Raw genomic sequence first — 26,475 nt, 5'->3', positions numbered from 1 at the left:
AGCGCAGGAATACAGCGTTCGCATAGCAATGAATGCAGCGAGGATTTGCCGACCTGAAGCGAGTAGTTCCAGCAGCGATCGCACTTTTGCCCGTCTGCGTCCGTTACGCCAATCCCTAGCCCGTCGGTCTGCGACTGATATTTCAGCTCTGCCAGCGGTGCGGGTGCCTCCAGCAGTTCCACCTGGGAGGTAATCAGCAGATAGCGTAGTTCATCAACATAATTCCGGTTCTTGGATTTAGTTTGACAAGGATTAGAGCGCAGAAATTCTACGTAATTGTTCGAGAGGTGGGAGGGAAGGTGAAATTCATGCTCATTAGAAAGATACTCATCACGTAAATAGATGATCCCTCTCCTAGTAATTTGGATCAATCCATTCGTGAGTGATATCAAACCCTGGCTTGCTAAACTTTCGTAAGCTAAAGCTTCCCTTTTATCCAGTCCGGCTAGTCCTCGCGTAGGAAGTGGAAACTGATAACCGGGGTAGCCCAGCACATTAAGCAGGACTGTTATTTCCTGTTCACTAGGCTCTGCAACTGGTGGTAGTGGATTGAACTCTTCCATCTGCTGGCGTAACTCCAGGTCAGGAACGTACAGCATCACTTTGGCTTCCAGTGAGGAACCGATCGCCTTATCCGCTCGAGCCTTTTCCAGCACCCGGTTGACTTCATCGCGAATCTGGCGCAACTGCTCCCACTTGCCTGCAAGTTCTGGTCGTTTCCAGGCGTTGTCGATTTGCACCCAGCCGGACTCAAATACCGATTGGTACGGAGTTGGATAGGGAATCGCCTGCCAGATGTCTTCGGCTAAGTGAGATAGAACCGGAGCAATCGATCGGGCGAGGTTTTCCAGGGCGATCGCCAGCACGGTTTGACAGCTTTGGCGACGCGACGAATTGGCTGCGCTGATGTAGAGCCGATCTTTGGCGATGTCCAGATAAAAGTTCGACAAATCGACGACGCAGAAATTCTGCACAGTCTGGAAGAAGCGATAAAACTGATAGGTATCGTAAGCGTCGGTGACTTCGGCAAATACCTCGGTCATGCGGTGCAGCAGATAGCGATCGAGTTCGGGAAGCTGATCGTAAGGAACCGCATCCTTTGCCGGGTTGAAATCGTGCAGGTTGCCCAGCAAAAACCGCGCGGTGTTGCGGATCTTGCGGTAGACATCCGCCATTTGCTTCAGGATGTTTTTGCTCACCGCCACGTCCGAGGAATAGTCTACCGACGACACCCACAGTCGCAGCACGTCTGCGCCGTAGGGAGGCTCCTCTTTCTGGTTTTTGCCGCCCTCGATCACGATCGCCGGATCGATGACATTCCCCAGCGATTTGCTCATTTTGCGTCCCTGCTCATCGAGCGTAAAGCCGTGGGTCAGGACGGTTTTATAGGGCGCGGTGCCATTCACTGCCACGCTCGTCAGCAAACTGGACTGGAACCAGCCTCGGTGCTGGTCAGAGCCTTCCAGGTAGATATCCACCGGGTAGCCCAGTCCTCGCGCTTTTGCCACTGCCGCCCAGGAAGAGCCGGAGTCGAACCAGACATCCATTGTGTCCATCCCTTTGCGGTAGGTGCGTCCGTTGTTGCGGTACGCTTGCGGCAATAGCTCCTCGATCGGCAGTTCCCACCAGGCATCCGAGCCTTTTTCGGCGAAGATCTTCTGGATGTAGTCGATCGTCTCCGCGTTCAATAACGGCTCATTGGTTTCCTCGTCATAGAACACCGGAATCGGTACGCCCCAGCTTCTTTGCCGCGAGATACACCAGTCCGATCGCTCCGAGACCATTGCTGTGATGCGGTTTTCGCCCTGTTCGGGAATCCATTTGACTTCGGCGATCGATCGCATTGCCTCTTCACGGAAGCCGTCTACCGAAGCAAACCACTGTTCCGTAGCGCGATAAATCACGGGCTTTTTGGTGCGCCAGTCGTAGGGATAGCGGTGGGCGTAGGTTTCTTCTTTCAGCAGTGCATGGGCATCGCTCAATGCCTGGATAATGGCTTCATTTGCGTCTTTCAGAACATTGAGTCCCTGAAACTGTCCCGCCTCGGCGGTAAAGTTGCCGACATCATCGACCGGAGACAGCACAGGCAGACCATATCGCTGACCCACGATAAAGTCGTCCATTCCGTGACCGGGAGCCGTATGCACCAACCCTGTACCCGATTCCGTCGTGATGTAGTCGCCGCCGACCACGATCGGACTGGTGCGATCGAACAAAGGATGCTGATAGCTAGAAAACTCCAGAGCTCTGCCGCTCAAAGTCGCCTTCACCGTTAGTTCGGTTTCAAACAGCTTCGAGAGGCGTTCGACCAGTTCGGTCGCGACGATCAGATATTTCACGGGCAATTTGTCATCGGCAGCTTCGACGATCGAATATTTCAGATCGCCATTCACCGCGACTGCCAGGTTCGCCGGAATTGTCCAGGGCGTCGTCGTCCAGACTGCCACGCCCAATTGCGGCAAATAGGGTGCAAATTCTGCTGCGCTGTCCGCCAGGCTAACGACGCGAAACGCTGCATAAACGCTGCGGGACGTGTGACCTTCGGGATATTCCAGCTCCGCTTCTGCCAGTGCTGTCTGAGAACTCGGACTCCAGTACACCGGCTTCAAGCCCCGGTAGATGTAGCCCTTGAGTGCCATTTGTCCAAATACACTAATCTGCGCTGCTTCATAGTCGGGCGTCAGCGTCAGATAGGGATGCTCCCAGTCTCCCCACACACCGTAACGCTGGAAGCCTTTTGCCTGCGCTTGCTGCTGCTCAATCGCCCAGGTTTTTGCCCGCTTGCGAAGTTCGATCGGGGTGAGGTGCGATCGAACTTCGGGCTTCATCGCTTGCAGCACTTTCAGTTCGATCGGTAGCCCGTGGCAGTCCCAGCCGGGAACGTAGCGCACCTTGCGACCGCGCAAAAGCTGATATTTATTAATCGTGTCTTTCAGAATCTTATTGAGCGCGTGCCCGATGTGGAGCGAGCCGTTTGCATAAGGAGGACCGTCGTGCAGAATGAAGGGTTCGCCCGGATTGCGCTCTGACAGCGTTTCGTAAATTTGATGCTTTGCCCAAAACTGCTGAAGTTCGGGTTCGCGCTTGGTGGCGTTTGCCCGCATATCAAATTTTGTTTGCGGCAAATTAACCGTGTCTTTGTAGCTTCCGGGTTCTGTCACTGTCACAGCAAATTCTGAGTAATGCGATAGGGATAGTCACGATTGTATCGAATCATGCTCGATCGCGGCTGGTTTTGGGCATGGTGAGTCTGTCACCGAGTAAGTTAATTTAGATTCGGTCTCTTGCTCCCGGCATATTCTGCGGTTTTATGCTGCCTTTTTTTATGCTTCCTTTTAAAGGCTCAAACGATTGCTTCCCAGTCTCCCAAAGGGGTAGTCGTCCCTTTCCAAATCTTTCAGCCCCGTCTGCTGCTTTTCCCCAGACCGCTTTCCAGGAATCGTTCCAGGCTGCTGCTCAGGCTGTGCCCCTGGCTCGTACTCAGCGACGGGCAACCCAACAGCGCATCTCCTCGTCGGGGAAAGCGAATTCCTTGCGATCGGCTCAGCGACGCCGGGGCGTTCTAAAGCAGGGCGATCGATTTAGCTTTGGGCTGTCATCGTTTATTGACGAATACGAACTGCGCGGCATTCAGCCCGGACAGCAGATTGAAATTAATCTCAAATCAAACCAATTTGATGCCTATCTCGAACTGCGGGACGTTCGTTCTGGACGGGCACTGCTGTATGGCGAAAGCATCGATGCCTTTAACTCCGATGCGCGGCTGGTGTTTACGGCTCAGCCTGGAGTGCGTTATCGGGTGCGCGTCAGTGTGTCTCCAAACCCCGTTTCCGGATCGCGGGGCGAAGGACGATACAGCCTGCGAACCCAGAAGATTTCACTTGTTTCCGGTTTTAACTTTTTCTATGGCTACGGCTTAGTGAATGCAGCGGCGGCAGTGGCTCAAGTCGTTGGGCAACCCGTGCCGATCGCCAAACTCACAAACAGCCCGAACTGGGGCACCAATGCGATCGGGGCAGCCGCACCCTGGGCAAAAGGCTTTGAAGGACAGGATGTGGTGGTGGCAGTGCTGGATACCGGAGTCGATTATCAGCATCCAGAGCTGGCGCAAAACCTGTGGAGAAATGCAAACGAGATTCCCGCAAACGGGATCGATGACGACCAGAATGGCTTTATTGATGATGTCAACGGCTGGGATTTTGCCGCCCAGGACAATGACCCAAACGACTCTGATGGTCACGGAACTGCCGTTGCCGGAATTATTGCCGCTTCAGCAACTGCTCAGGCAAAAGGCACTGCATCCCGTGCTCGCCTTATGCCCGTACGCGTCCTGAGCGACAACGAAGAAACTGAAGACAGTGACGCAGTCGCCCAAGGCATTCGCTACGCCATCCGCAACGGGGCAAAGGTAATCAACATGAGCCTTAGCTCTTCACAAGGCAGCTCACTGTTCCAGCCATTGTCCGAAAATATCGCTGCCCTGCAAGAAGCGGCTCAAGCAGGCGTGACCGTGATTTTTGCAGCCGGAAACGATCGCCAAACCTACGGCGCACTGCGTCCCCTGGAGCCTGCATACACTGCTCTTCAGGGATTGGGCATTGCCGTTGGTGCAGTCGATCGAAACCGCCAGCTTGCAGATTTCTCGAATCCCGCAGGCAACCGCCGCATGCCCTTTGTGGTGGCTCCCGGTGTTGATATCTTCTCAACCGATCGCGGCAACAGTCACCGTTCAGATAATAGCGGCACGTCCTTTGCAGCTCCCTTTGTTTCTGGTATCGCCGCCCTGATGCTGAGCGCAAATCCCACCCTCACCCCCGCCCAAATCGCCAGCACCCTCACGACAACCGCCACAACCCAGGGACTTAACCTCTCTCTGTAGGAGTTTGGAAGAGAGTTGAGGGAGCCAAAGGAGCTTAGGAAGAAGGAGCTTAGGAAATTGAAGGGAGTTGAAGCAAACCCTACCCCTGGCTCTCCTGGCTCTCCTGCCCCACCTCACCCCCTCATCTCCCCCAATCAAAAAACTTTCCTCAACTTCCCCCCCTTCCCCCTTAGAATTAACCAGGCGTGAAGAGCCGCCCGCGATCGGCAAAGCAGGAAACATGGTCGGAAGAATTACGAGTGAGGGCGATCGGGCGATGCGCTCTGATGTTGCCCGTCGGCTTTTTGGGTTAACCGGGAAAGGAATCACGATCGGCATTATTTCCGACAGCTTTAATGTCTTGGGAGGTGCAGGAAGAGATGTGCGAGGCGGTGACTTACCGGGAAAGGGCAATCCGTTTGGCTTGAGGCAGCGCGTGAAAGTGCTGAGAGACGATCGAGTGGGCATCGACGAAGGGCGGGCGATGGCGCAGATTGTGCACGACGTTGCGCCGGGGGCAAAGCTGCTGTTTCATCGATCGGGCATAACCGAAACAGAATTTGCAGGCGCGATTCGACGGCTGGCACAGGCAGGAGCCGATGTAATCGTAGACGATATTGGCTATTCGACTGCGCTATTGCTGCAAGACGGCATTGCGGCTCAGGCGGTGGATGAGGTGGCAGGTCAGGGAGTGCTGTATTTTTCTGCCGCAGGTAACGATGGTAACCGATCGTATGAAAGTCCTTTTATTCCCAGCAGCACATTTGACTTTCGCGGCACAACCTATACGGCTCATGATTTTGCGGCTGGAGCTCCTGCCCCAGCGGAACCAGATTTGTTTCAAGACATTAAAATTTCTGGCTTTAATCCGATCGGGCTGTTGTTGAACTGGGATCAGCCTGCCGGACGAATCAGCTCCGATATCGAACTCTTTTTGCTTGATCGTCCCCTCCCTCCCGGTCAGGGTTCCAGCATTCTGGCGCAGGGCGTTCTGCCTAGCTTGGGACTGATAGATCCTGCGCTGCAAAACAATCCGGGAAAGCTGCTGGTCTATCAAAATCAGCAGTCGATGCCCCAAACGGGTTACCTGATGCTTGCCCTCCGTACGTCTGCCAGTTTGCCCTTTCCGTCTTTGATGAAGTGGATCAGCGTTGCGAACGGGGGAGACAGCGACACCGCTTACCAGTACGTCAACGATCAGCCAAACGCAGCCGGAGGATCAACCGTTTATGGACACCCGAATGCGGCAGGTGCGATCGCCGTTGGTTCTGCCTTTTATCGCCGGACACCTGCATTTGGGGTGAATCCTCCCCTGTTAGACAAGGACTCAAGCCGGGGGGGGTCGCCAATTTTGCTGAGTCCGGCAGGCGATCGATTGCCCGCAAGCCAGGCGCGGCTCAAACCAGAAATTGTGGGTCCAAACGGGGTTTCAACAACTGTATTTGGGTTTGCGCCCTTTTTCGGCACTTCGGCAGCAGCTCCCCATCTGGCGGCAGTCGCGGCACTGATGCTGCAACGCGCTGGGGGCAGAAAGAGCCTGACCCTGTCTCGAACCATTACAGACCTGCAACAAACGGCAATCCAGATCGCTGCGGTTCCGGGTCTGAATCCACAAGTGGGCTTTGTGCAGGCAGAAGCGGCAGTGCTGAGCGCGTTTCAGTTTCGACAGGCTGGCTCAACCCGATCGGACACCCTGCAAGGCACAATTCAGGCAGACAATTTGCTCGGATTAGAGGGATCCGACCGACTGTTGGGCAACAAGGGGTTTGATTGGCTCAATGGCAATGCGGGAGTCGATCGCCTGCGAGGGCAGCAGGGCAATGATCTTTTGACCGGGGGCACAGGAGCCGATCGCTTGGAAGGTGGAGCAGGCAACGATACGCTTATTGGCGGCATGAGTCGGGATGTTTTGCTGGGCGGCAGAGGAGCTGATCTGTTGTGGGGTGGCGCAGGTTGCAATCGCCTAATCGATGGGCAGGGCAAAAATACTTTTGTGCTGAGTCGAGGCGGATTTGCCAGAATTACCGACTTCCAGCCGGGACGCGATCGTCTGGGGCTAGCCGACATTCCCTTTGCCCGTCTGACGATTCGCCAGCAGGAACAGGACAGCCTGATTCAGCTCGGACGCAAAACGCTGGCAAGCCTGGAGGAGATCGACGCGACGCTCCTGATCCGAAAGACTTTCCTGGCGGTAAATTTGCCAGAAGCGATCGGGTAATTTCTTTTGGGAAATGCTTTGAAATTCCTTATTTTGAGATTCCTAACAAAGCCGATTTGATCAATCGAGATCAGGTCTACGAATGGCATCAAACGATCGCCGAGGTCGCTTGACTGCATCGGGAATCGATTCGATCGAGCCGTCGATTGTTTCCATTTCCGGGTCGCTGTCAAAGTCCAGATCGCTCCATTCGGCAGCCAGCTCAGGCTGGGGAGAGCTATCGACTTCGATCCGAACAGTGGCGATTTCGGGAGAGCTGGAATTTCTGTCTCTGCTAGAATCCATGTCTTTAGAGGGGGAACTGACAGGGAAGCTACTTTGAGGAGGAAAGACCGTCTGGGGAGGAAAGACAGAGGGCTGAACCGCTGCGGCAGGAGAAGAGGAAGACGGAGCGGAATTTTGGGGAGGCTGAATGGTTTCGCTGACTGTTGTACTCATCAGAGCCCCAATCCAGATTCGTAGCCGATCGAGGGCAGAGACCGTATTTTCAACCAGGCGATCGAGGTTGACTAGAACCGAGGAAGGCTCGGAATTTTGGCGCAGCCGCAACCGATACTGAGCAATTCGCGCTTTGATCACATCCGCCGGGGCAATTGGAGAAGCAGAACTGGGCGATAAGCTATTGCTTGGATGAGAAGGTTTTGCCTGTCCTGAAGTTTCTATTCTTGAAGTTTCGACCAGGCGCAGCTTCAGGGTTTGCCAGCCAAACCAGCCGATCAGAGAAACGCTAGCAACCTGCCCCAGCAGCACCCCGCCTGTCATTCGTCCTGCACACACCCACAGCACCAGCCCGTAAAACAGCCCTACACCGCTCCAGATCAGGTCGTATTTGCGATGGACTTCCGGCAGCAAGAAAGCAGCGAGATACAAACTCAGGCTTCCCAAAGCGACTGCGATCGCCAGAATATAGGCAAGCATTTTTTTCTCCGATTTCAGGCACTCTCCGATCGAGCTTACTCTACCGTACTTGCTTTGTGCTTGTCCTGCTTATCGCAAATCACCCTGATGAGCCACCGCTCTGGAGGAAGACTGCTTTACAAAAAATCATGTATTACATTACATTAATAAATCTATCTATTTCGGTTTTGATTCAGTCTGTGCTGTTGTTATCTCTACAACTTTCAGCTTAACCTCACCTGATTGATTGAGCTATGCTATTTTTCACTGCTCTCTGTATTACCGTCGGAGCCGCGCTTCTGTCCGACCGGGTAGTTCACAGCTTTCCTGAAGTTGCTGTTGGCTGCCTCTCGATCGCTCTTTTGGCACTGGTGATCACGCTTGTTTCTGCTCCCTGGCAAGTTCAGCTTTTGCTAGCGGTTGCGGCGATCGTGTCTTACCGTTCGCTCAATCAGATCAGCGGATAGGCGCAGCGTTGATTCGCTTTGGCGGGCTGAACTTGCCAGAGGGAAAGACTCATTTCAGTTGGCACAAGCGGCTGAGGCTGGTAGCGATTCCTGAGCAGAATGCCCTGCTGCTGAAAAAGTTGCTTTAAGGGCGCAGACGGGTTAAACAAAAACGTGGTTTGACAGGAATTTGCCCAGTTTAAGACGGTCTCAGCAGGCGCGATTCGTATCTGAACTTCGGGCTTGAGCAAATGGCTGATCGATAGCAGATCCATCACTTGGGACGCTTCTGCCAGCAAGAGGGGCGCATTTGCCTGGTTGATCACTGCTGCGATCGCTGGATTGCTGAGACTGCGCGTTTTGTGATAGCGGGAGGGCTGCTGAAGCTGAAACAAACATGAACAAATGCTGATCGCAATTAACCCCACTAAAACACCCGACCAGAATCGCTGTCGGAACGGATGCTTGAATAAGTCAGGAATGCGATCGGACAGGAAAAAGGCGATCGTTAGCAGAACGCCCAGAAGCACGGGCATCATATAGCGCGGAGCCGTCGAAAGCCGCCCGTTTGCGAATAAATCAAACACAATGAGAGGAACGGGAAGGGCAGCCCAAAAGACCACGACAAACAGCCAGACTTCTCGAGGCGTTTTTTGAATTAGCTCTCGTAGCGCAAAGCCCATTAGCCCTACGAGGATAGCAGCGATCGTTACCTGGGCCATTCCTACAATCGGTGGATTGAGCACGACAGGAACATCAAAAAATAGCACTGCCAGCGTATAAATCCAGGTTGCGAGCATTGGCAGCAGTCCCAACGGCAGCCGCGTCCAGGTAGTGTTGTCGTGTAGGGTGGTCAACTGGGAAAGGATCACCCCGATCCAGGGAGAAAATAGCAGCACTGCCCCGATCGCCGCTCTAATCCACCAAAGTCGTTGCTTGCCCCAGCAGAGGGAAACATAAATTCCCTGTCCCCCCAACACCAGCAGCGACAGCAGCGATGTATAAAGTCCGATCGCAGCAGCGACAGCATACAGCAGCCAATCTTGACGCTGTTGCGTTCGCACTGCCCTTAGTAACGTCGCTCCCATCAAGAGCAGCGTCAAACTCCACAAGCTGTAGGGACGCGCTTCCTGAGCATATGCTACAAAAAACGGCGACACCGACAGCAGCATCACCCCAATCCAACTCGTGCGACGCGAATGAAACAGCTCTTCGCACAGCCAGAACAGCGCCGGCAGAGACAGCAGACTGAACAACACCGAGAGCGATCGAATCTGAGCAATGCCATTGCCGGTCAGCTGCAGCCAGAACCGAGCGAAGAGGAAGTACAGAGGAGCGTGTTCAGGGCTGTGGTAAAGAGCGGCAAGGGTGGCAGACCAGGGAAGGGCAGGATGAAGCTGTTGGACATCCAGGAGGTGCTGCACGGTAAGCAGTTGTCCGGTGGCAAGCTGCTGGGTGAGCAGTGCTTTGGTGGTTCCGGCAATGCGAATCGAGGTGGCAACTTCATCCACCCAGTACACTTTGGCTTCCAGATGAATGAACCGAAAAAAGATGCCCAGCAGCACGGGAAGGGCAAGTAGCCAAATCCACAATCGATTCAATTTCCAATTCACGTTCGGATTCATTGTGCCGTTCCCTGCTCACACCCACTGCCGTTCTGCTGAGTTTGCCCGTTTTGAACCTGTTTGTTTTGAACCTGTTTGTTTTGGAGCTGCCACAGCGATAAGTGAATATCTTCCGGGGTCAGCAGTTCCGGTTGATAGATTTCCTTTAGCGTGAATGGTGTGTTATTGCTCAGGCGATCGACCAAACCTGGGGTGGGATTAAACAAAAAATTAGTGTTACAGAAATTGAGCGAAATATCTGAATCAATGGAAGGAAAGATTTGCAGTGTGGCTGGTCGCAAACTGTGACTGAGTGACAGCAAATTCATTGTATTCGCCGCCTCACTCAGGATGAATGGACGATTCGCCTGATTGATAATGGCAGAGATCGGCAGATTAAACCGATTATGCGCCTTTTGATAATCTGGAATCCGATTCAGATTCGATATGCAAGACATCAAACAGAATCCAATCAGCAAGATAAAGATGAACGGCTTGAGAGAACGTCGCGATCGATTGACAACAATTCCAGCGTGATTTTTTTTCCAACCCTGAAAGGAACCGTTCAGCCAATGACTCATCACAAACAAAACCACAAGCTGAAGCGGCAAAAGATAGCGCGGCGTTGCCGAAGCCTGCCCCTGCGAAATCAAATCAATGAACAACAGGACGATCGGAATCGGCAGCGCAAAAGTCAGCAAAAATAGCCGGGTCGATTTTGATGATCTGCGAAGCGAATTAAGTGCAATCCCAATCAACGCCAAAATAAATAGTGCAGTGAATGCTTTGGCGATCGTTTCAACACTCAGCGACACCGACACAGGCAAATCAAAAAAGAGAACCACAACGCTATAAAGCCAGATTGCCAGCATTGCAATCGGTGACAAAGGAATTCGTGCCCAGGTGGTATTGTCTTGAAGCATTGTCCACTGCTGCAAAATCACAATTATCCAGGGGCTAAACAGCAGCACTGCAACACCCGCAGCCCTGATCCATTGCTGCAAAATTCCTGAGTCTTGTTGCCGTCTCAGTGCGACATAAATTCCCTGTCCGCCCAACACCAGCAGCGACAGCAGCGATGTATAAAGTCCGATCGCAGCAGCGACAGCATACAGCAGCCAATCTTTACGCTGTTGCGTTCGCACTGCCCTTAGTAACGTCGCTCCCATTAAGAGCAGCGTCAAACTCCACAAGCTATAGGGACGCGCTTCCTGAGCATACGCCACAAAAAACGGCGACACCGACAGCAGCATCACTCCGATCCAACTCGTGCGACGCGAATGAAACAGCTCTTCGCACAGCCAGAACAGCGCCGGCAGAGACAGCAGACTGAACAACACCGAGAGCGATCGAATCTGAGCGATGCCATTGCCGGTCAGCTGAAGCCAGAACCGGGCGAGGAGGAAGTACAGAGGAGCGTGTTCAGGGCTATGGTAAAGAGCGGCAAGGGTGGCAGACCAGGGAAGGGCAGGATGAAGCTGTTGGACATCCAGGAGGTGCTGCACGGTAAGCAGTTGTCCGGTGGCAAGCTGCTGGGTGAGCAGTGCTTTGGTGGTTCCGGCAATGCGAATCGAAGTGGCAACTTCATCCACCCAGTACACTTTGGCTTCCAGGTTTGCCCACCGAAAAGAAACGCCGAGTATCAGCACAACGAGCAGCCCGATTACCCCAAAGGGGGAACTGCTTCGCATTGCTTCTGCAATCCAAATTCCTTGTTGTTTCTTTTTCTGCTGCAACCGATCGTCCCCGGCAGGAAACTGCTTTGCATCGCCCATAACCCTTGCTCGATCGCGAACTTTGACACCCACTCCTGAGGAGGTACTTTATCAGGTTATTGCGCCTGCTGTGGACGCGCATATTTCTGGATAAATTGCTGAATCGCTTGCCAGTAAATTCGATCGCCGACCCGTGAGACATCGTTGTGCGTTGCGCCAGGAATCAGCAATAGCTGCTTGGGCTGAGGGGCAGCCTCGTAAAGGCTCTGGCTCATAACGGTGGGAACGGTGCGATCAGCAGTGCCGTGAATCAGCAAAATTGGAGACCGAAGCGATCGAACTTTCGTGAGTGAATCAAAGGATTGCGTCAGCAGCCAGTCGACCGGCAAAAAACGTGAATAGCCTCCTACATCTGCCATTTGTCGCATCGACGAAAACGTACTTTCAACAATGATTCCCCCCAGCGTCGACTGACGGCTTGCCAGATCGATCGCCACCGCGCCCCCGATTGATTGTCCAAACAAGAAAATGCGATCGGGCGAAATCTGGCGTGTTTGAGTGAGATAGTTCCAGCTAGCGATCGCATCTTCATAAACGCTTGCCTCCGAGGGAAACCCGCCTGTACTCGCCCCATAGCCGCGATAGTCGATCAGCAGCACCGCTGACCCCATCTGATGAAACTGTGCCGCCCGATTCACCAAATCACCAATATTGCTGCCATTTCCGTGAAAATAAAGCAACACAGGCGCATTTGGCTGCCTTGCCGGAATCCACCACCCGGTAACGGTTCCTTTAGGGTTTCGCTCTGCGCTAATCGCATTCTCGATCGGTAACTCGACGGTTTCATAAGCCAGGTTCACGGTCGCAGGAGTGGCATCAAGCGATCGGGGTGGAAAGAAAATTAGCCGAGTTTGCCCAAAATACAAAGCCAGACAGAACCCGGCATACAGCAGCAAAATCACCAGCCCTAAAGAGCGCAGCAGCGACAGGAATTTCAGGAGCACCATGCGATCGTCCATCAATCGTTTAATTGTTCATTAATAGTCGTTTGCAGTCATTTGCAGTCATTTGCAGTCGTTCAATTGTAGAAGCACGCTGGCGATCGGAATTTAGAATAACGCTAAGCAGGCAGGGCAGCATTCCCTAAATTAACGTTCCACCCCCAACCGAGATTCGCGGGCAATAAATTCATCGCTTTTGCTAGAGACTTTTCGGTTAGGGCATTCTGAAAGTAGGATGGAGTCGATTACCTCGAAGAGAGAACAGCGAAGCGATCGCAGGATACGGGGTGAAGAAGTCCAGGATGCAGAAGTCCAGGATGCAGAAACAGCGCAAGGCGCATTTTTCAGGGAGTTAGGGGGAAAAGACAATGACTGAGCTACTGGAAAGCGACAAACTCAAAGCCAAAAATCAAATTCTGCATTTGCTCAAGCTGCATGGACCGCAAACTGCCGCCGTTTTAGCCGCTCAGCTTCAGGTGTCTGCAATGGCAATTCGGCAACACCTCCAGACATTGCAGGCAGATAACCTGGTTACTTATCAAGAAGAACGCCGTCCGGTTGGTCGCCCGATCAAGCAGTGGCAGCTCACCGAAAAGGCAGCAAAACGCTTTCCCGATAATCATGCCGAACTGCTGGTGAATGTTCTGCAGGGCGTTGAGCAGCTTTTTGGTCAGGACGGACTGGACGCTTTGCTTGCCAAACGCACCCAACAGCAAATCGACAACTATCAGGCACAGCTTCCCGAAGATGGCTGGCAGGCGCAAGTGAAGACGATCGCTCAACTTCGTGCCCAGGAAGGCTATATGGCAGAAGTTGTGCAGGAAGCGGAAGACGCAGTGCTGCTAATCGAAAATCACTGTGCAATTCACTCGGCAGCCCGGACATGCAGCCAGATTTGTGCTTCAGAGCTACAGGTTTTTTCGGCACTGCTGGGATCAGACGTGAAAATTGAGCGAGTTGAGCATCTGATTGCCGGCGATCGTCGCTGTGCCTATCGTATCTCGTCCGCAGAATAGACTTTCTGAAGCCCCCTATAACGAATCAACGCGGTGCAGTGACTCAATCAGCTCCTCGATCTCTTCATCGTCCTGGCACTGCTTCACCTGCGATCGAAACCACGTCAACTCTTCTGGCTCAATCTCCTGCGACTGATAAACCAGCAGCGTGCCTGCCAGGCGTGCCAGCGTAATCGGTTCCCAGGCAATGTGATCTAGCAGTCCCAAAGCATCTTGATAAAGCTGCTGCGCTTCGGCTTCGTCGATCGGCTGTCCCAAGTCGGTGGCGATCGCCTGTAAGCTGTCTTGGATCGTTAATTGCAGTTCGGAGTCTGGAGCAGAAAAGTGAGTCATGGGGCTTGGGAATGGATTTCAGATTTTCATGCACCTTCCATCATGCCGCGAACCCGGAGTGTTCAGGGCTTGGCGTAGCACGTTCCACAAGCCGATTACCCCATCGGGAGAACTGCTTCACATCGCCCAATCGCCAGCCCTAACCCCCCTTCAACCTGCAATCCCGCAATACAATAAAATTGTTAAGAAAATGTCACAAAAATGAAGGCTTGATCTCAATGAGTTTGTTTTTTGCGGCGATCGGAATTGTCCTGTTCCTGCTGATCCTGGGGATAGGGGTTTATCTCCTAACGGCTCGCCGCTATCAATCTGCTGATTCGGTCGCTCATTCCTACGATGAATGGACTGAAGACGGCATTCTAGAGTTCTACTGGGGCGAGCATATTCACCTGGGACATTACGGTTCGCCGCCAAAACGCAAGGATTTTCTGGAGGCAAAAGCAGACTTTGTGCATGAAATGGTGCGCTGGGGCGGCTTAGATCGGTTGCCTGCGGGCACAACGGTGCTAGATGTGGGTTGTGGCATTGGCGGCAGCAGCCGCATTTTGGCGCGAGACTACGGGTTTGCTGTCACCGGAGTGACCATCAGCCCTCAGCAGGTGAAACGTGCTCAGGAGCTCACGCCCGCCGATTTAAATGTGCAGTTTCAGGTGGATGATGCAATGGCACTGTCGTTTCCCGATGCCCGTTTTGATGTGGTTTGGTCGATCGAAGCCGGACCCCATATGCCTGACAAAGCCATTTTCGCCAAAGAACTCATGCGGGTTGTCAAGCCGGGAGGCATCATGGTTATGGCAGATTGGAACCAGCGAGACGATCGCCAGAAGCCGCTTAATTTCTGGGAAAGACCCGTGATGCGCCAACTCCTGGATCAGTGGTCGCACCCGGCATTCTCCAGCATTGAAGGCTTTGCTGAACTTTTGCAAGCAACCAGGTTAGTTGAAGGCGAAGTCGTCACTGCCAACTGGACAGAACCTACCCTTCCTTCCTGGCTGGATTCGATCTGGCAGGGTATTGCTCGACCGGCAGGACTGGTGCGGTTTGGTCCATCGGGCTTGATTAAATCGCTGCGAGAAGTGCCAACACTGCTGCTGATGCGGCTTGCCTTTGGTACAGGTCTTTGCCGTTTTGGGATGTTTCGGGCAGTGCGATCCGAAGCAGTTCCCCCGTTAGGGTAATCGAACGGACAGCCCCAGAAGCCGGAAACCCGTTCAACCCAGCCAGCTCAGGTTTGCCGATTCGCGAGCAATGCCCTATCCTTGATATCGCTGACGCTGAAAGGCATAAAAAGGCAAAACCACCTTCTGTCGCCGAACTGGATCAATTTGCTCCCAGTCGATCGTTTCTCCCTGAACATACTGCTGAGCGAATCCGGTTAGCTCCTGCACGATCGCTTCCCCGCCTTTCTCGATTAAATTGTTTTGGCTCGCCGCACTGCTCTGGAAGAAACCCATTACAGATTGACCCGATCGCCATGCCGTCAGTTTTGCCTGAAGGTCAGAACTTGAAGTCATCACCACGGCTATCCGGTGAGCAAAATGCGATCGTCCGGTGTAGGCAGTAAAGCAAAGGTCGGCGATCGATTGTTCAGGATGATGGCTCAGGTGAACGATGTAGCGATCGACTAGCTGATGCAGGGCAGTTTCGCTGCGGGCAGAGAGGGTAAACAGATGTTGGGTTGGAACCGGGGCAGGCTGAGGGCGATCGCTCACGGGTGGGTCTGCGATCACAATATGGGCATTGCTGCCGTTAAACCCAAAGGCACTGATTCCGGCGGTTCTGGGCTGATTGAGGGGCTGGTCTTGCCTTGTCCAGGAAACGGGATCGATCGGCACTTTCACCGGGAGCCGTTGCCAGTCGATGTGGGGATTGGGGGTTTGGAAATGCAGATTGGGCGGAATTTCTCCATGCTGAAGTGCCAGCACGGTTTTGATAAGTCCGGCAATTCCGGCGGCAGCTTCCAGGTGTCCAATATTCGTTTTGACCGAGCCGAGCCAGAGTGGAGCCGATCGATCCTGCCCAAAAACTTCCGCGATCGCATTCACTTCGATGGGATCTCCGATCGCCGTTCCGGTTCCGTGGGCTTCAAGGTAACTGACCTGCTCGGGCGGAATCCGGCTATTGCTTAACGCCTGACGAATGGCTGCCTGCTGGGCAATGCTGCTGGGAACGGTTAAGCCGCTGGTGCGCCCGTCGTGGTTGGTGGCTGATCCTAAAATTACGGCATCAATGCGATCGCCCGCTGCTACTGCATCCCGGTAGCGTTTTAGCACAATCAAGCCGCAGCCTTCTGCCCGCACAAAGCCGTTTGCTGCCGCGTCGAAACTTTTACAGCGATCGTCGGGGGAAAGCATTCGCGCCTTAGAAAAATTGATGTTGGTTTCGGGGGTAAGAATCCGATTGACGCCGCCTGCCAATGCCACCGAACATTCCCCCTGCCGCAAACTTTGACAGGCGAGATGAACCGCCGTGAGTGACGAAGCGCAGGCTGTATCGATCGATAAACTCGGTCCTGTCCAGCCCAGCAAATAGGCAAGCCGCCCGGATGCGGTGCTATGGGTATTGCCGGTGGTGAGATAAGCGTCGATCTGAGCCCGATCGCGGCTGAGCAACTGCTGCCAATAGTCAATGCTGCAAATGCCGACAAACACGCCGCCCTGAGTTCCAATCAGATGATCGGCTGACAGTCCGGCGGATTCCAGTGCCTCCCAGCCCACTTCGAGCAAAAGCCGCTGCTGCGGGTCGAGGCTGATCGCTTCGCGGGGGGCAATCCGAAAGAAGGGCGCGTCAAAGTCGTACGGGTGGGGCACAAAGCCGCCTTCACGGGTGTAGAGCTTACCGGGAGCCTGCGGGTCAGTGCTGTAAAGATCATCAGTTTGCCAGCGATCATCTGGAACCGGGGTAATGGCATCGGTGCAGCTGCGAAGCAGTTTCCAGAAATCCTCAGGCGTATCTGCACTGGGAAAGCGACAGCCCATGCCGATAATGGCGATCGGTTCGTGCTGTGCCTGCTCTAGGGCGTCAAGTTTTGCCTGAAGCTGCTGAATTGCGAGGAGGGCACGCTGAGTTGGCGTTCGGGTTTCGGTTGCTTTTTCTGTCATTGCGATCGGGCTGTGCATTCCTATAAGTTAAGCTGTTCCAGGGTTTGCAGCAGTAAGGCTTCGGCTTCTGCATCCGAAAGGGACTCAATCTCGGACGGCAGATCGATTCCCCCACTCGGGGAAGTACTTTGCATTGCTGGAGTTTCCCTTCCTTCAGGAAAGGAACTTTGTTCTATCGCCGTCCCAAATAGCCATTGCAGCAGATGATCGGTCAGTGTGGTGATTGTCGGATAATCATACAGCAGCGCGACCGACAACGGTTTTCCCAGACTAGTTTGCAGCCGATTTCTCAGCTCTACGATCGTCAAAGAATCCATGCCCATTTCGGAGAATCCCTGATGCAGATCGGTCAGCGTCTCTGCATGAACGCCCAAGATTTTTGCGATGTGGGCTTTTACATGATGGGTGATGAGGTGAGGGCGATCGTCTGACGGGGCATTGACCAGAGTTTGATAAAAGTCTTCAGCGTCCTTGAAAACAGTGGGGGGATGAGGACGTGAAGAAGGGGAGGAAGGAGGAGAGGCTTGAGCAGAGCATGGTGCGACGAGGGGCTTGAGTGCCGCAGGCGGATTCCAATTTGCCCAATCGATCGGCAAAACGCCGACCTGCACGGATGATTGGTTCAAGAGGGTTTCCAGGATAATGAGTCCGATTTCGGGGGAGATTACCCCAACGGGGAAAGCGCTTTGCATCGTCTCTCTTCCCTCAGCCTGAGCCGTTCTAGAACGGGCTGCCATTCCTGTGGATTCCCACGCTGCCCAGTGAATGCTGAGTCCGGGTAAGCCAAGCGATCGTCTAACCTGAGCCAGCGCATCCATAAAACCGTTTGCTGCTGCGTAGCTGGACTGTCCGCCTGATCCCAGAAGCGAAGCCGCTGAGGAAAACATCACAAAGCAGTCGATCGGGTGATGCTGCGTTAGCTCGTGCAGATTTAAGGCTCCCCGAACTTTGGGGGATAGGACGGACTGGAAGCGATCGGCGGTCTGGTGCTGGAGAATGCCGTCATTAAGGACGCCTGCAGCGTGGAAGATGCCGAGCAGGGGCGGAGGGGAAGGGAGGCGAGTGGGTGGGTGGAGGTAGGGAGTGAGAAGGGTTTGGAGGGATTGTTGATCCGTGATGTCGAGTTGGGCGATCGTGATCTGGATTCCCTGAGCCTGGAAATGATCGAGTTTGGTTTGGGTTTCGGGGGTGGGTTTGCTGCGTCCGATCAGGAGAAGGGAGGTTGCGCCGCGATCGATAAGCCATTGGGCAACGTGCAGTCCAAGTGCGCCGAGGCCGCCTGTAATCAAATAAGTGCCGCTGGGTTTGACGGTGAAAGGCTGTGAGACTGGATGTGAAACGGGAGCAGGTTCAGGGTGGGCAATGACGATTTTGCCGATGTGCTTTGCCTGCTGCATCCAGCGAAAGGCTGCGATCGACTGACTCCGATCGAACACTTTGTGCGGCAGGGGCTGCAGCCCGCGCGAATGAAACTGCTGCAAAAGCTGGCTCAGCAGGGCCTGAATTGTTTGTGGCTGTTCCTGGGTGGTCTGCATTAGATCCATGATGTGATATGCCACATCAGAACGAACCTGAGCAACCTGTTCGGTTGACCAGATGCCCTGCTTGCCGATTTCGATCAGGCGACCGCTCCGACGCAAAATTGACAGATTTGCCGGGATAAATTCGCCGGACAGGGAATTGAGGATAATATCCATTCCTTGTCCCCCAGTTTGAGCCTGGATGGCTGCGGCAAATTCAGTCGATCGATCGCTCAAGACGTGTTCAACGCCAATCGATCGCAAAAAGTCCCACTTCGCCGGAGCTGCGGTTGCCCAGAGTTCTGCCCCTGCCTGCTGCGCGATCTGGACTGCGGCCAGACCGACTCCACCTGCTGCCGAGTGAATGAGCACCCGTTCTCCGGGTTTGATCTGGGCAAGGTGATGCAAGCCATACCAGGCAGTCAAAAAGGCGATCGGAATCGTAGCGGCTGCGGCAAAGTCTAGATCAGAGGGCAGGGGAACCACTCGCCGCGCATCAACCGTGACCCATTCGCTAAAGCTGCCCGTCGCCAGTGCCACCACCCGATCGCCCACTTGAACCGAGGTCACACCCTGGCCGACAGCGACCACTTCCCCGGCACACTCCAGGCCCAGCAAACCCGCTTCGCCCGGATACAGCCCCAGCACGTTCATCACATCCCGAAAATTTAGCCCCGTTGCCCAGACGCGAATCTCGACTTCGCCGGGTTGGGGAGGACGGCGATCGATCGGCTGCCAAACAAGCTGATCCAGCGTGCCGCGATTGAGAATTTCGAGGCGGAGCGATTGAGCAACGTCAGGCAACTTCTCCGTGAAATGTTTTACAACAGAATGTCGTACAAGCCGCGCTGCATAACGGGTTTGATTGCGATAGGCAATCTGGTTTTCCCCGTCCTGGCTGACGAACTCTGCCCAGAGCAGACTTGCGGCTTCTGCGCCCGAAAGGTTTTCTAGATCGATCGTGATGCAGTTCAGTTCGGGATGCTCTAGCCGAATCGATCGCGCCATGCCCCACAGCGGAGCCTGTCCGGTTGCCTCCAGCAAGATCGACGGCTGACAAACGCCTCGCGTCACAATCCAGAGCTGCGGTGGCGGGTTCAGATGAGTTATAGACTGAACGATCGCCAACAAACGGCTGCACTGCTCAGAAACAAACTCTTCCAGGGAGTCGAGAGTTAAAAGTTCAGGGGTCACGGCATCCGCAAAGAAGATAACCCCGCGCAGGTTTGCCCCGCTAGCCCCCTCATTCTGGGGAGAATCTTGCCGATTATTCTGACTTTCAAAGTCCCCTCGGTGTAAGGAATTTAGGGAGCTTTCAGAACCTTCAAACGAAGCCCACTCCTTTAGAGAGGATAAATCAGCCGGATCAAGCCTTGCCCAGGGTTGTTGCTGGGTTTCGAGCAGCCCAGTCAAAGCGTCGATCGAATCATTTGCTTCGCCCACAATCAGCCAGTAACCTCGATCGCTGCAAAGCATTTTCCCTGCTGGAGTCATTGCCTCCTGTGAAGAAACCAGGGGAACAGGTTGCCAATCAATCTCATACAGCCAGTCCTGCCAGGAGAACGATCGCACCCGATCGGATGAAGGTTGAATTCGCTGAAGGGTCAGTCCTTCGATGTGGGCAAGGCATTCACCAGAGTCACTGTACAGCGATAAATCAGCCGTAATGTGAGTCGAATTGTCCGCCCAAGAGCGTAGCTGCACATGGCTCCAAACCGTTCCCGCCGGACGCTGAAGCAGGCTGAAAGACTCGATCGCCACAGGCAAATAAGTCACGCCTTGCAGACGAGCGGGCAGGGCTGCCGCTGCAACTTGAATGCAGGCATCAAGCTGGGCAGGATGAATCTGATAGGGCTGAGCATCACAGGATGAAATTTGCCCTAACGCTTCACCGTCTTTGCGCCAGAGCTGTGCAACCCCCCGGAAGCTTGCCCCATATCGAATGCCTGCGGCTTCAAAGCTTTGATAGTGGGTTTCAGCGAATCGCCGCTCAGAAAGACGCTGCCGGATTTGTGCCAGGCTTGCGCTGGGTAGAATCGGACGATCGCAAACCTGCGCCTGTCCTGTGCAGTGAAGTGTCCAGCCAGAATCTTGCTGGTAATCGGGCTGCTGATGATCGGGCTGTTGACTGTAAATTTCAATGCGAATCCCGGAACCAATTACCTCGCTGCGGTTGGACAGAGGAATTGGGGTGGCGATCGTCTGAACCGTTTGCGGTGTGGATGACAAAATGAGCGGCTGCTGAAACTCGATCTGGCTCAGCGAAATCGTCTCGGTTTTCAACTGTTGCACAGCGATCGCCAGAGCCATTTCCACAAAGGCAGTTCCCGGCAAAATGGGGCGATCCTCAAGGCGATGATCGGTGAGGAAGTCCGGCGAATGTTCGCAGAGAAGCGACTGAAACAGCGCAATTTTAAGCGGCGTAGAAACACGGTTTCCTAACAGAGGATGACTTTCGGAAGCAGTGAGAACAGGCTGAGCCGATCGCTTCGCCGCTTCCTGAAGGGGAAATTGCCCAGGCGGATCGATCCAGCAGCGTTGTCGCTGAAACGGATAGGTCGGCAGAGACATCCGATGACGAGAAAAGCCTTGGTGGAACGCCTGCCAATCTACAGGGATACCCTGCTGATAAAGTTCGCCCAGGCTTTGCAGCAGCGTTTCGGTATTCGAGCGATGCGAAGCCGTTTTCCCTCTGGTTATCGCTCTGGTTGTTTCTCTGGGCAAATCGCGTCTCAAACTTGGCAGCCAAATGCGGCGATGCGAAGCTGTTCCCCCTAAGGGGTCATCGGGAAACTGTTCACGTCCCATCCCTAGCAGCACCGGATGCGCTCCACATTCCAGGAAAATTGCACAACCCGATCGAATCAGGGTCTTCATTCCGGCAGCAAATAAAACAGGCTGCACCAGATGGCGACTCCAGTAGTCTGGGGAGGCGATTTCGTCAGCGATAAAATCCCCGGTCAGGTTAGAAATCAGCTGGCGCTGCGGTGTGGAATAGCTGACTTGGCGCGCAATTTGCTCAAAGTTCGGTTCGTTCGGAGTTGCGCTTTGCGCGAATCGCAGTGGTTCCAGCAGGGGCGAATGAAACGCATGGGAGACATTGAGCCAGGTCGTTTTAATGCCGCGATCGGTGAGGCGATCGACCAGAGTTTGCAGCGATGGAATTTTTCCAGACACAACGATATTTTGATCGCTATTGATGGCAGCGATCGTCACCGTTTCCGGGTCAGTCTCACCCTCAAAATCAGCAAGGAACGATCGCACCGTTGCCTCATCGCTTCTGATTGCCACCATGCCCCCTGGCGGTAACACCTGCATCAGCCGACCCCGCGCCGCCACCAGCTTTAAGCCATCCTCCAGGCTGAATACCCCCGCCACACAAGCCGCCACATATTCACCGATGCTGTGCCCCATGACGATATCTGGCTCAACGCCCCAAGACATCCAGAGCTGCGCTAGAGCATAGTCGATCGTAAAAATGGCAGGCTGGGTATAGAGAGTTTGATTCAAAAGTTCGGCAGCATCTTCGGCAAAGAGCAACTGCCGCAGCGGTCGATCGATTTCTCCTTGTAAGATTGCCTCACACCGATCGATCGTTTCCCGAAACACGGGTTCCGTTTCATAAAGCTGCCGACCCATCCCGGAATACTGCGAACCCTGTCCGGTGAAGAGAAATGCGATGGGCGAAGAAATGCCAGAACGAATGGAGCGGGGACGCTGGGCAATCTGTTCGAGGAGATGCGGAATTGAGTTGGATACGAATGCGAGTCGATGCTCAAAGTGCGATCGTCCGACGTTAGTGGTGAAGCAAAGATCGGCGAGAAAGCGATTGGGTTGTTTGAGGCAGGTGAGCGCTTCTGCATTGCCCCCCAAATGCAAACATTGCTTGAGAAACCTTTCATAGCGGTCAAGCAAATCGTTCAGAGCAGATTCGCTTTTGGCAGATAGCGTCAGCAAATGATCAGGACGATCCGCCGCATTTCCCAATGCCGCATTTCCCAATAGGGAGGAATCATCCGCCTGCGTCACAGCCGCGATCGTCGGAGCTTCTTCAAGAATGACGTGGGCATTGGTGCCGCCGATTCCCAGCGAGTTCACCCCTGCCCGTCGTGGATGCCCCGCTTCCTGCCAGTCCAACAGGCGCGTGTTGACGTAAAACGGACTGCGATCGAAATCAATTTGCGGATTTGGAGCTTCAAAATGCAGGCTCGGCGGAATCTGGCGATGATGCACCGATAGCACTGCTTTGATAAATCCCACCACGCCCGACGCAACGTTTAAGTGTCCCACATTCGTCTTGACGGAGCCGATCGCGCAAAACTGCTGCTGCTGAGTGCTGAGGCGAAACGCCTGGGTTAGTCCGGCAACTTCGATTGGGTCGCCTAACGAGGTTCCGGTTCCATGAGCCTCGACATAGCCGATCGTGTCTGCGGGGACATCTGCCATTGCCAGAGCTTCTGCGGCAACCGTTGCTTGACCCTCGGCGCGAGGAGCTAGATAGCCCACTTTTTGACTGCCATCATTGCCGATCGCCGAACCTTTAATGACCGCATAAATTCGATCGCCCGCTTCGATCGCCTGGTCCAGCCGCTTTAACACCACCACCCCCGCTCCGCTGCCAAAAATCGTGCCTTGTGCCTTTGCATCAAAAGCGCGACAGTGACCATCCGGCGACAAAATTAGCCCTTCCTGATACAGATGCCCCACCTGCTGCGGCGTATGCACCGAAACCCCACCCGCCAACGCAATCTCACATTCGCCCGATCGCAAACTTTGCGCTGCCAAATGAATCGCCACCAGCGAAGTCGAGCAAGCAGTTTGCACGTTCACACTCGCGCCTGTGAGATTCAGCTTGTAAGACGTGCGCGTGGTCAAATAGTCTTTATCGTTGGCAATCGTCACCTGAAATCCGCCCATCGAACTCAGGTTAAACACCTGCATATTTTCGTGGGCATCTAGCCGATCGCGGTTTGGATAAACATGATTTAGCAGGTAAGTATTCATTGACGCACCCGCATAAAGCGCGATCGATCCGGGATAAGAAAACGGGTCATAGCCTGCATCTTCTAGACCTTCCCAAGCACACTCCAGCAACAGCCGCTGCTGTGGATCGATTAGTTCTGCTTCTCTGGGGCTGTAGCCAAAAAATTCTGCGTCGAAGCGATCAACATCCTTCAAAATTGGACTTGCTTTGACATAGGCAGGATTCTGGAGCAGCGTTGGATCAATCCCCGAAGCCAAGATTTCTTCATCGCTAAAAAAGGCGATCGACTCCACTCCGTCACACAAATTGCGCCAGAACTGATCGATCGACTCCGCCCCCGGAAACCGACAAGCCATTCCAATCACGGCAACCTCAGACGAAATCAGAGACGATCGGCGGGTTTGCTGTCGCTGCTGTGCCTGCTGAAGGCTGGAATTAACCGTTGGATTTTCCCTGGTGTTGCTCAAGTCGCTTAAAAATTGCGCCAAAGATTCGATCGTCGGATGCTGAAACAGGCTTACAGTATGCAGATCAGGACAATCGAATTCCGTTTGCAGTCGGGCAAGCACCTGCATGAGCCGCAGCGAGTTGCCGCCCAGTTCAAAGAAGTTATCGCGAATTCCCACCCGTTCCAGTGCTAAAACGTCCTGCCAGATCGAAACAATCTGCTGTTGTCGCTCCGTCTGCGGTCGATCGATTGCCTGCTGTCCCCACAATTCGTTGATTTGCCTGATAATTCCATCAAACTCCCCCGTTCCAAATCTTCCACTCAGCACCGATCGCTGAATTTTGCCGATCGCCGTTTTGGGAATCTCCTTCTGCTCTACCGGAATGACAAATCGGGGACTGATGCCGATCGCCTCTCCCACTCGCCGCTGAATTGTCTTGATCAACGGCATCACAGCAGCCAGATTGTCACACCCTGTCTCTGGACAAAAGAAAATCGCGAGTTGCTCGGTCGAATCGCTGGATTGCTTCCCAGTTTCGCCAGCGGGTAATCGCCGCACTGCACAAGCCGCCGTGAAGGACACCGCTATTCCGTCTAGTGCCTCTACGATCGCCTCAATTTCGTGATTAGCGTAGTTTGCACCGTTGATGATAATCACTTCTTTCTGGCGACCCGTAATCGTTAAGCGACCGGATTGCAAAAAGCCCAGATCGCCCGTGTTAAACCAGCCATCCGGCGTAAAAACTTCCGCATTCAGATCAGGTCGCTGGTAATAGCCAGCCGTCACTGTCACTCCGCGCACCTGAAGCTGACCGATCGTTCCTTCGGGAACAAGCTGATTTGCCTCATCCACAACTCGCAGCGATACGCCGGGAATCGGTTTGCCCAGCTCGATATAAGTGTCCTCGTCCGACGTGGTTTGGCACGAAAAGCGATCGGAATGGACAATGCCAGAGCAAGTTTCCGACATTCCATACCCCGGACTGACCGCCGTTCCGCTTAACCCATGGGGTTCCAGCAGCGCTAGAAAGTGGCGGGTCGTTTTGCCGACGACTGCCTCTGCGCCGTTGCCCATCCAGCGAATTGAGGACAAATCCCAGGTTTTTGCTGAGGTTCCTGCTTGCAGACGATCGATTACCAGCCCATAGCCAAAATTAGGCGACCAGGTTGCTGTGACACGATGCGCCTCGATCAAATCTAGCCAGCGAAGCGGTTCCTGCAAAATTAGCTCATTCGCGACGTGAATTTGCGAACAGCCCAAATACACCTCGGTCAGATGAAACATCACCAGACTGGCAACGTGTTCGATCGGCATCCAGTTCAGCGTGGTCTCTGTTGCCGTCAGTCGGTTCACGGTTGCCATGCCATACACACTGGCGAGCAGATTGCGTCCGCTCAGGGTCACTCCTTTAGGAATGCCCGTACTGCCAGAAGTCAGCAAAATTAGAGCCAGCTCGTCTGGTGCACTGTAATGAATCTGGCGATCGGGTTCAAACTGCTGCAGCTCCTCAGCCAGCAAAATCTCTGGTGAAACGGACTTTGCTGTACTGCTGCCTGAATTCTCTATCGGTGAGGCACTTTGAGCAGATAAAGCACTTTGAGCAGATAAAGCACTTTGAGCAAAGGATAAATCCTCCTGCTGGTTCGGAAGTTTCCTCCTGGTAAAGGGGTGGGGGGCAAATTCCTGATCGTTAAGAAAATCCCCGATCGCTTCCTGCAATTCCCCATTCGCAATCACCACCGGACGCACAAACCACCGCAACGCCTCCAGTAGCGCGATCGCCTTACTGTGATCAGCACGATAGTTCGGCGCAACCGCGATCGGCACGGGCACAAATCCCCCCAGCAGACAGCCCCAAAAGCACGGCAAGAAGTCGAGCCGATCGCTAATTTGCAAAACCACTGGATCTTGGGGCTGGAGTCCGATCGATCGCAGTCCGGCAAGAACTCGCTGTGCCTGAGTCAGCAATTCGGCATAAGACACAAACTGACAACTCTGATCGGGCAGCACATAAAGCACACCCTTTTCCGTTTCACTCGCTCGCAGCAGCAGATCGGGCAACTGGAGGCGATGCGAAGCAATTTCCCCTTTGGAGTAATCGAGATCGGCAGGCAGCGGCTCCCCGTCACTACAGGATAAAGGGATCATCAATTGGCGCAAAGCCATATCCCCGCTGGGATGTCCAAACTGGGTTGGGCGATCCATGCTCATCCTCACTCACACCAGATCTGCTAAGAGCCTATTCTGCATCATGCTGCGATCGAATTGAAGCCATGTTAGTACAGCATGGGCTACGGCTACGTTGTTCCTCGCTCGATTGTGGGAATTCTGCA

General features: G+C 53.9%; 12 protein-coding genes and 1 pseudogene. 5 read left to right on the top strand and 8 right to left on the bottom strand.

Annotated elements, in window-relative coordinates; genetic code table 11:
• Positions 1-17 precede the first annotated feature (17 nt).
• Positions 18-3,161 (bottom strand): annotated as a pseudogene (gene ileS / locus NDA02_RS09030) (isoleucine--tRNA ligase); the annotation flags it as partial.
• A 164-nt stretch (positions 3,162-3,325) separates the two neighbouring features.
• Here ileS and NDA02_RS09025 point away from each other — a divergent pair.
• Both NDA02_RS09025 and NDA02_RS09020 read left to right on the top strand, forming a co-directional pair.
• Entirely contained in the window at positions 3,326-4,879 is a 1,554-nt protein-coding gene (locus NDA02_RS09025) for a S8 family peptidase (RefSeq protein ID WP_348254827.1), read from the top strand.
• Positions 4,880-4,946: 67 nt separating this feature from the next.
• Positions 4,947-7,076 (top strand): S8 family serine peptidase, encoded by a 2,130-nt coding sequence (locus NDA02_RS09020; RefSeq protein WP_348254825.1) that lies wholly within the window; start codon positions 4,947-4,949, stop codon positions 7,074-7,076.
• Positions 7,077-7,136: 60 nt separating this feature from the next.
• On the opposite strand, the gene NDA02_RS09015 is transcribed toward NDA02_RS09020, so the two are convergent.
• Positions 7,137-7,994 (bottom strand): Ycf66 family protein, encoded by an 858-nt coding sequence (locus tag NDA02_RS09015; RefSeq protein WP_190791814.1) that lies wholly within the window; start codon positions 7,992-7,994, stop codon positions 7,137-7,139.
• Positions 7,995-8,227: 233 nt separating this feature from the next.
• Here NDA02_RS09015 and NDA02_RS09010 point away from each other — a divergent pair, with 233 nt between their 5' ends.
• Complete coding sequence (locus NDA02_RS09010; RefSeq protein WP_348246938.1) at positions 8,228-8,440, top strand: hypothetical protein; 213 nt, start codon at positions 8,228-8,230, stop codon at positions 8,438-8,440.
• Here the strand turns inward: NDA02_RS09010 and NDA02_RS09005 are convergent.
• From NDA02_RS09005 to NDA02_RS08995, 3 genes are read right to left on the bottom strand one after another with little or no spacing between them, the layout of a single operon-like run.
• A complete protein-coding gene (locus NDA02_RS09005; RefSeq protein ID WP_348254824.1) occupies positions 8,425-10,044 on the bottom strand; it encodes a glycosyltransferase family 39 protein in 1,620 nt (539 codons plus the stop codon). The two genes, NDA02_RS09010 and NDA02_RS09005, sit on opposite strands and share 16 nt — an antisense overlap.
• Complete coding sequence (locus NDA02_RS09000) at positions 10,041-11,831, bottom strand: glycosyltransferase family 39 protein (RefSeq protein WP_348254822.1); 1,791 nt, start codon at positions 11,829-11,831, stop codon at positions 10,041-10,043. The genes NDA02_RS09005 and NDA02_RS09000 overlap by 4 nt, the downstream gene beginning before the upstream one ends.
• Positions 11,832-11,854: 23 nt before the next feature.
• Complete coding sequence (locus NDA02_RS08995) at positions 11,855-12,745, bottom strand: alpha/beta hydrolase (protein WP_348254820.1); 891 nt, start codon at positions 12,743-12,745, stop codon at positions 11,855-11,857.
• Positions 12,746-13,107: 362 nt separating this feature from the next.
• On the opposite strand from NDA02_RS08995, the gene NDA02_RS08990 reads away from it, so the two are divergent.
• The gene (locus NDA02_RS08990; protein ID WP_190791810.1) at positions 13,108-13,755 is read left to right on the top strand and encodes a metalloregulator ArsR/SmtB family transcription factor; all 648 of its coding nucleotides are present in this window, start codon (positions 13,108-13,110) and stop codon (positions 13,753-13,755) included.
• A 15-nt stretch (positions 13,756-13,770) separates the two neighbouring features.
• Here the strand turns inward: NDA02_RS08990 and NDA02_RS08985 are convergent, their stop codons facing one another.
• Positions 13,771-14,088, bottom strand: a complete 318-nt coding sequence (locus NDA02_RS08985; RefSeq protein ID WP_190791809.1) for a hypothetical protein — start codon at positions 14,086-14,088, stop codon at positions 13,771-13,773.
• A gap of 218 nt (positions 14,089-14,306) precedes the next feature.
• Here NDA02_RS08985 and NDA02_RS08980 point away from each other — a divergent pair, with 218 nt between their 5' ends.
• Positions 14,307-15,266, top strand: a complete 960-nt coding sequence (locus NDA02_RS08980) for a methyltransferase domain-containing protein (protein ID WP_190791808.1) — start codon at positions 14,307-14,309, stop codon at positions 15,264-15,266.
• 75 nt (positions 15,267-15,341) lie between these two features.
• Here NDA02_RS08980 and NDA02_RS08975 read toward each other — a convergent pair whose 3' ends face one another.
• Together NDA02_RS08975 and NDA02_RS08970 are read right to left on the bottom strand one after the other, a co-directional pair.
• Positions 15,342-17,189 (bottom strand): polyketide synthase, encoded by a 1,848-nt coding sequence (locus NDA02_RS08975; protein WP_190791807.1) that lies wholly within the window; start codon positions 17,187-17,189, stop codon positions 15,342-15,344.
• A gap of 20 nt (positions 17,190-17,209) precedes the next feature.
• The gene (locus NDA02_RS08970; RefSeq protein WP_190791806.1) at positions 17,210-26,347 is read right to left on the bottom strand and encodes a type I polyketide synthase; all 9,138 of its coding nucleotides are present in this window, start codon (positions 26,345-26,347) and stop codon (positions 17,210-17,212) included.
• Positions 26,348-26,475 lie beyond the last annotated feature (128 nt).

This window comes from Leptolyngbya sp. ST-U4 (genome assembly GCF_039962215.1).
Taxonomy (GTDB): Bacteria; Cyanobacteriota; Cyanobacteriia; order Elainellales; family Elainellaceae; genus Leptolyngbya_A.
The sequence above is the reverse complement of the archived record's forward strand: the minus strand, read 5'-3'. Positions and strand labels throughout refer to the sequence as shown.

Bases quoted from the DNA above. Each gene is read 5' to 3' on its own strand.
- NDA02_RS09025 (WP_348254827.1), top strand. From the start codon at position 3,326: ATGCTTCCTTTTAAAGGCTCAAACGATTGCTTCCCAGTCTCCCAAAGG.
- NDA02_RS09015 (WP_190791814.1), bottom strand. From the start codon at position 7,994: ATGCTTGCCTATATTCTGGCGATCGCAGTCGCTTTGGGAAGCCTGAGT.
- NDA02_RS09010 (WP_348246938.1), top strand. From the start codon at position 8,228: ATGCTATTTTTCACTGCTCTCTGTATTACCGTCGGAGCCGCGCTTCTG.
- NDA02_RS09005 (WP_348254824.1), bottom strand. From the start codon at position 10,044: ATGAATCCGAACGTGAATTGGAAATTGAATCGATTGTGGATTTGGCTA.
- NDA02_RS08995 (WP_348254820.1), bottom strand. From the start codon at position 12,745: ATGGTGCTCCTGAAATTCCTGTCGCTGCTGCGCTCTTTAGGGCTGGTG.
- NDA02_RS08990 (WP_190791810.1), top strand. From the start codon at position 13,108: ATGACTGAGCTACTGGAAAGCGACAAACTCAAAGCCAAAAATCAAATT.
- NDA02_RS08985 (WP_190791809.1), bottom strand. From the start codon at position 14,088: ATGACTCACTTTTCTGCTCCAGACTCCGAACTGCAATTAACGATCCAA.
- NDA02_RS08980 (WP_190791808.1), top strand. From the start codon at position 14,307: ATGAGTTTGTTTTTTGCGGCGATCGGAATTGTCCTGTTCCTGCTGATC.
- NDA02_RS08975 (WP_190791807.1), bottom strand. From the start codon at position 17,189: ATGACAGAAAAAGCAACCGAAACCCGAACGCCAACTCAGCGTGCCCTC.
- NDA02_RS08970 (WP_190791806.1), bottom strand. From the start codon at position 26,347: ATGGATCGCCCAACCCAGTTTGGACATCCCAGCGGGGATATGGCTTTG.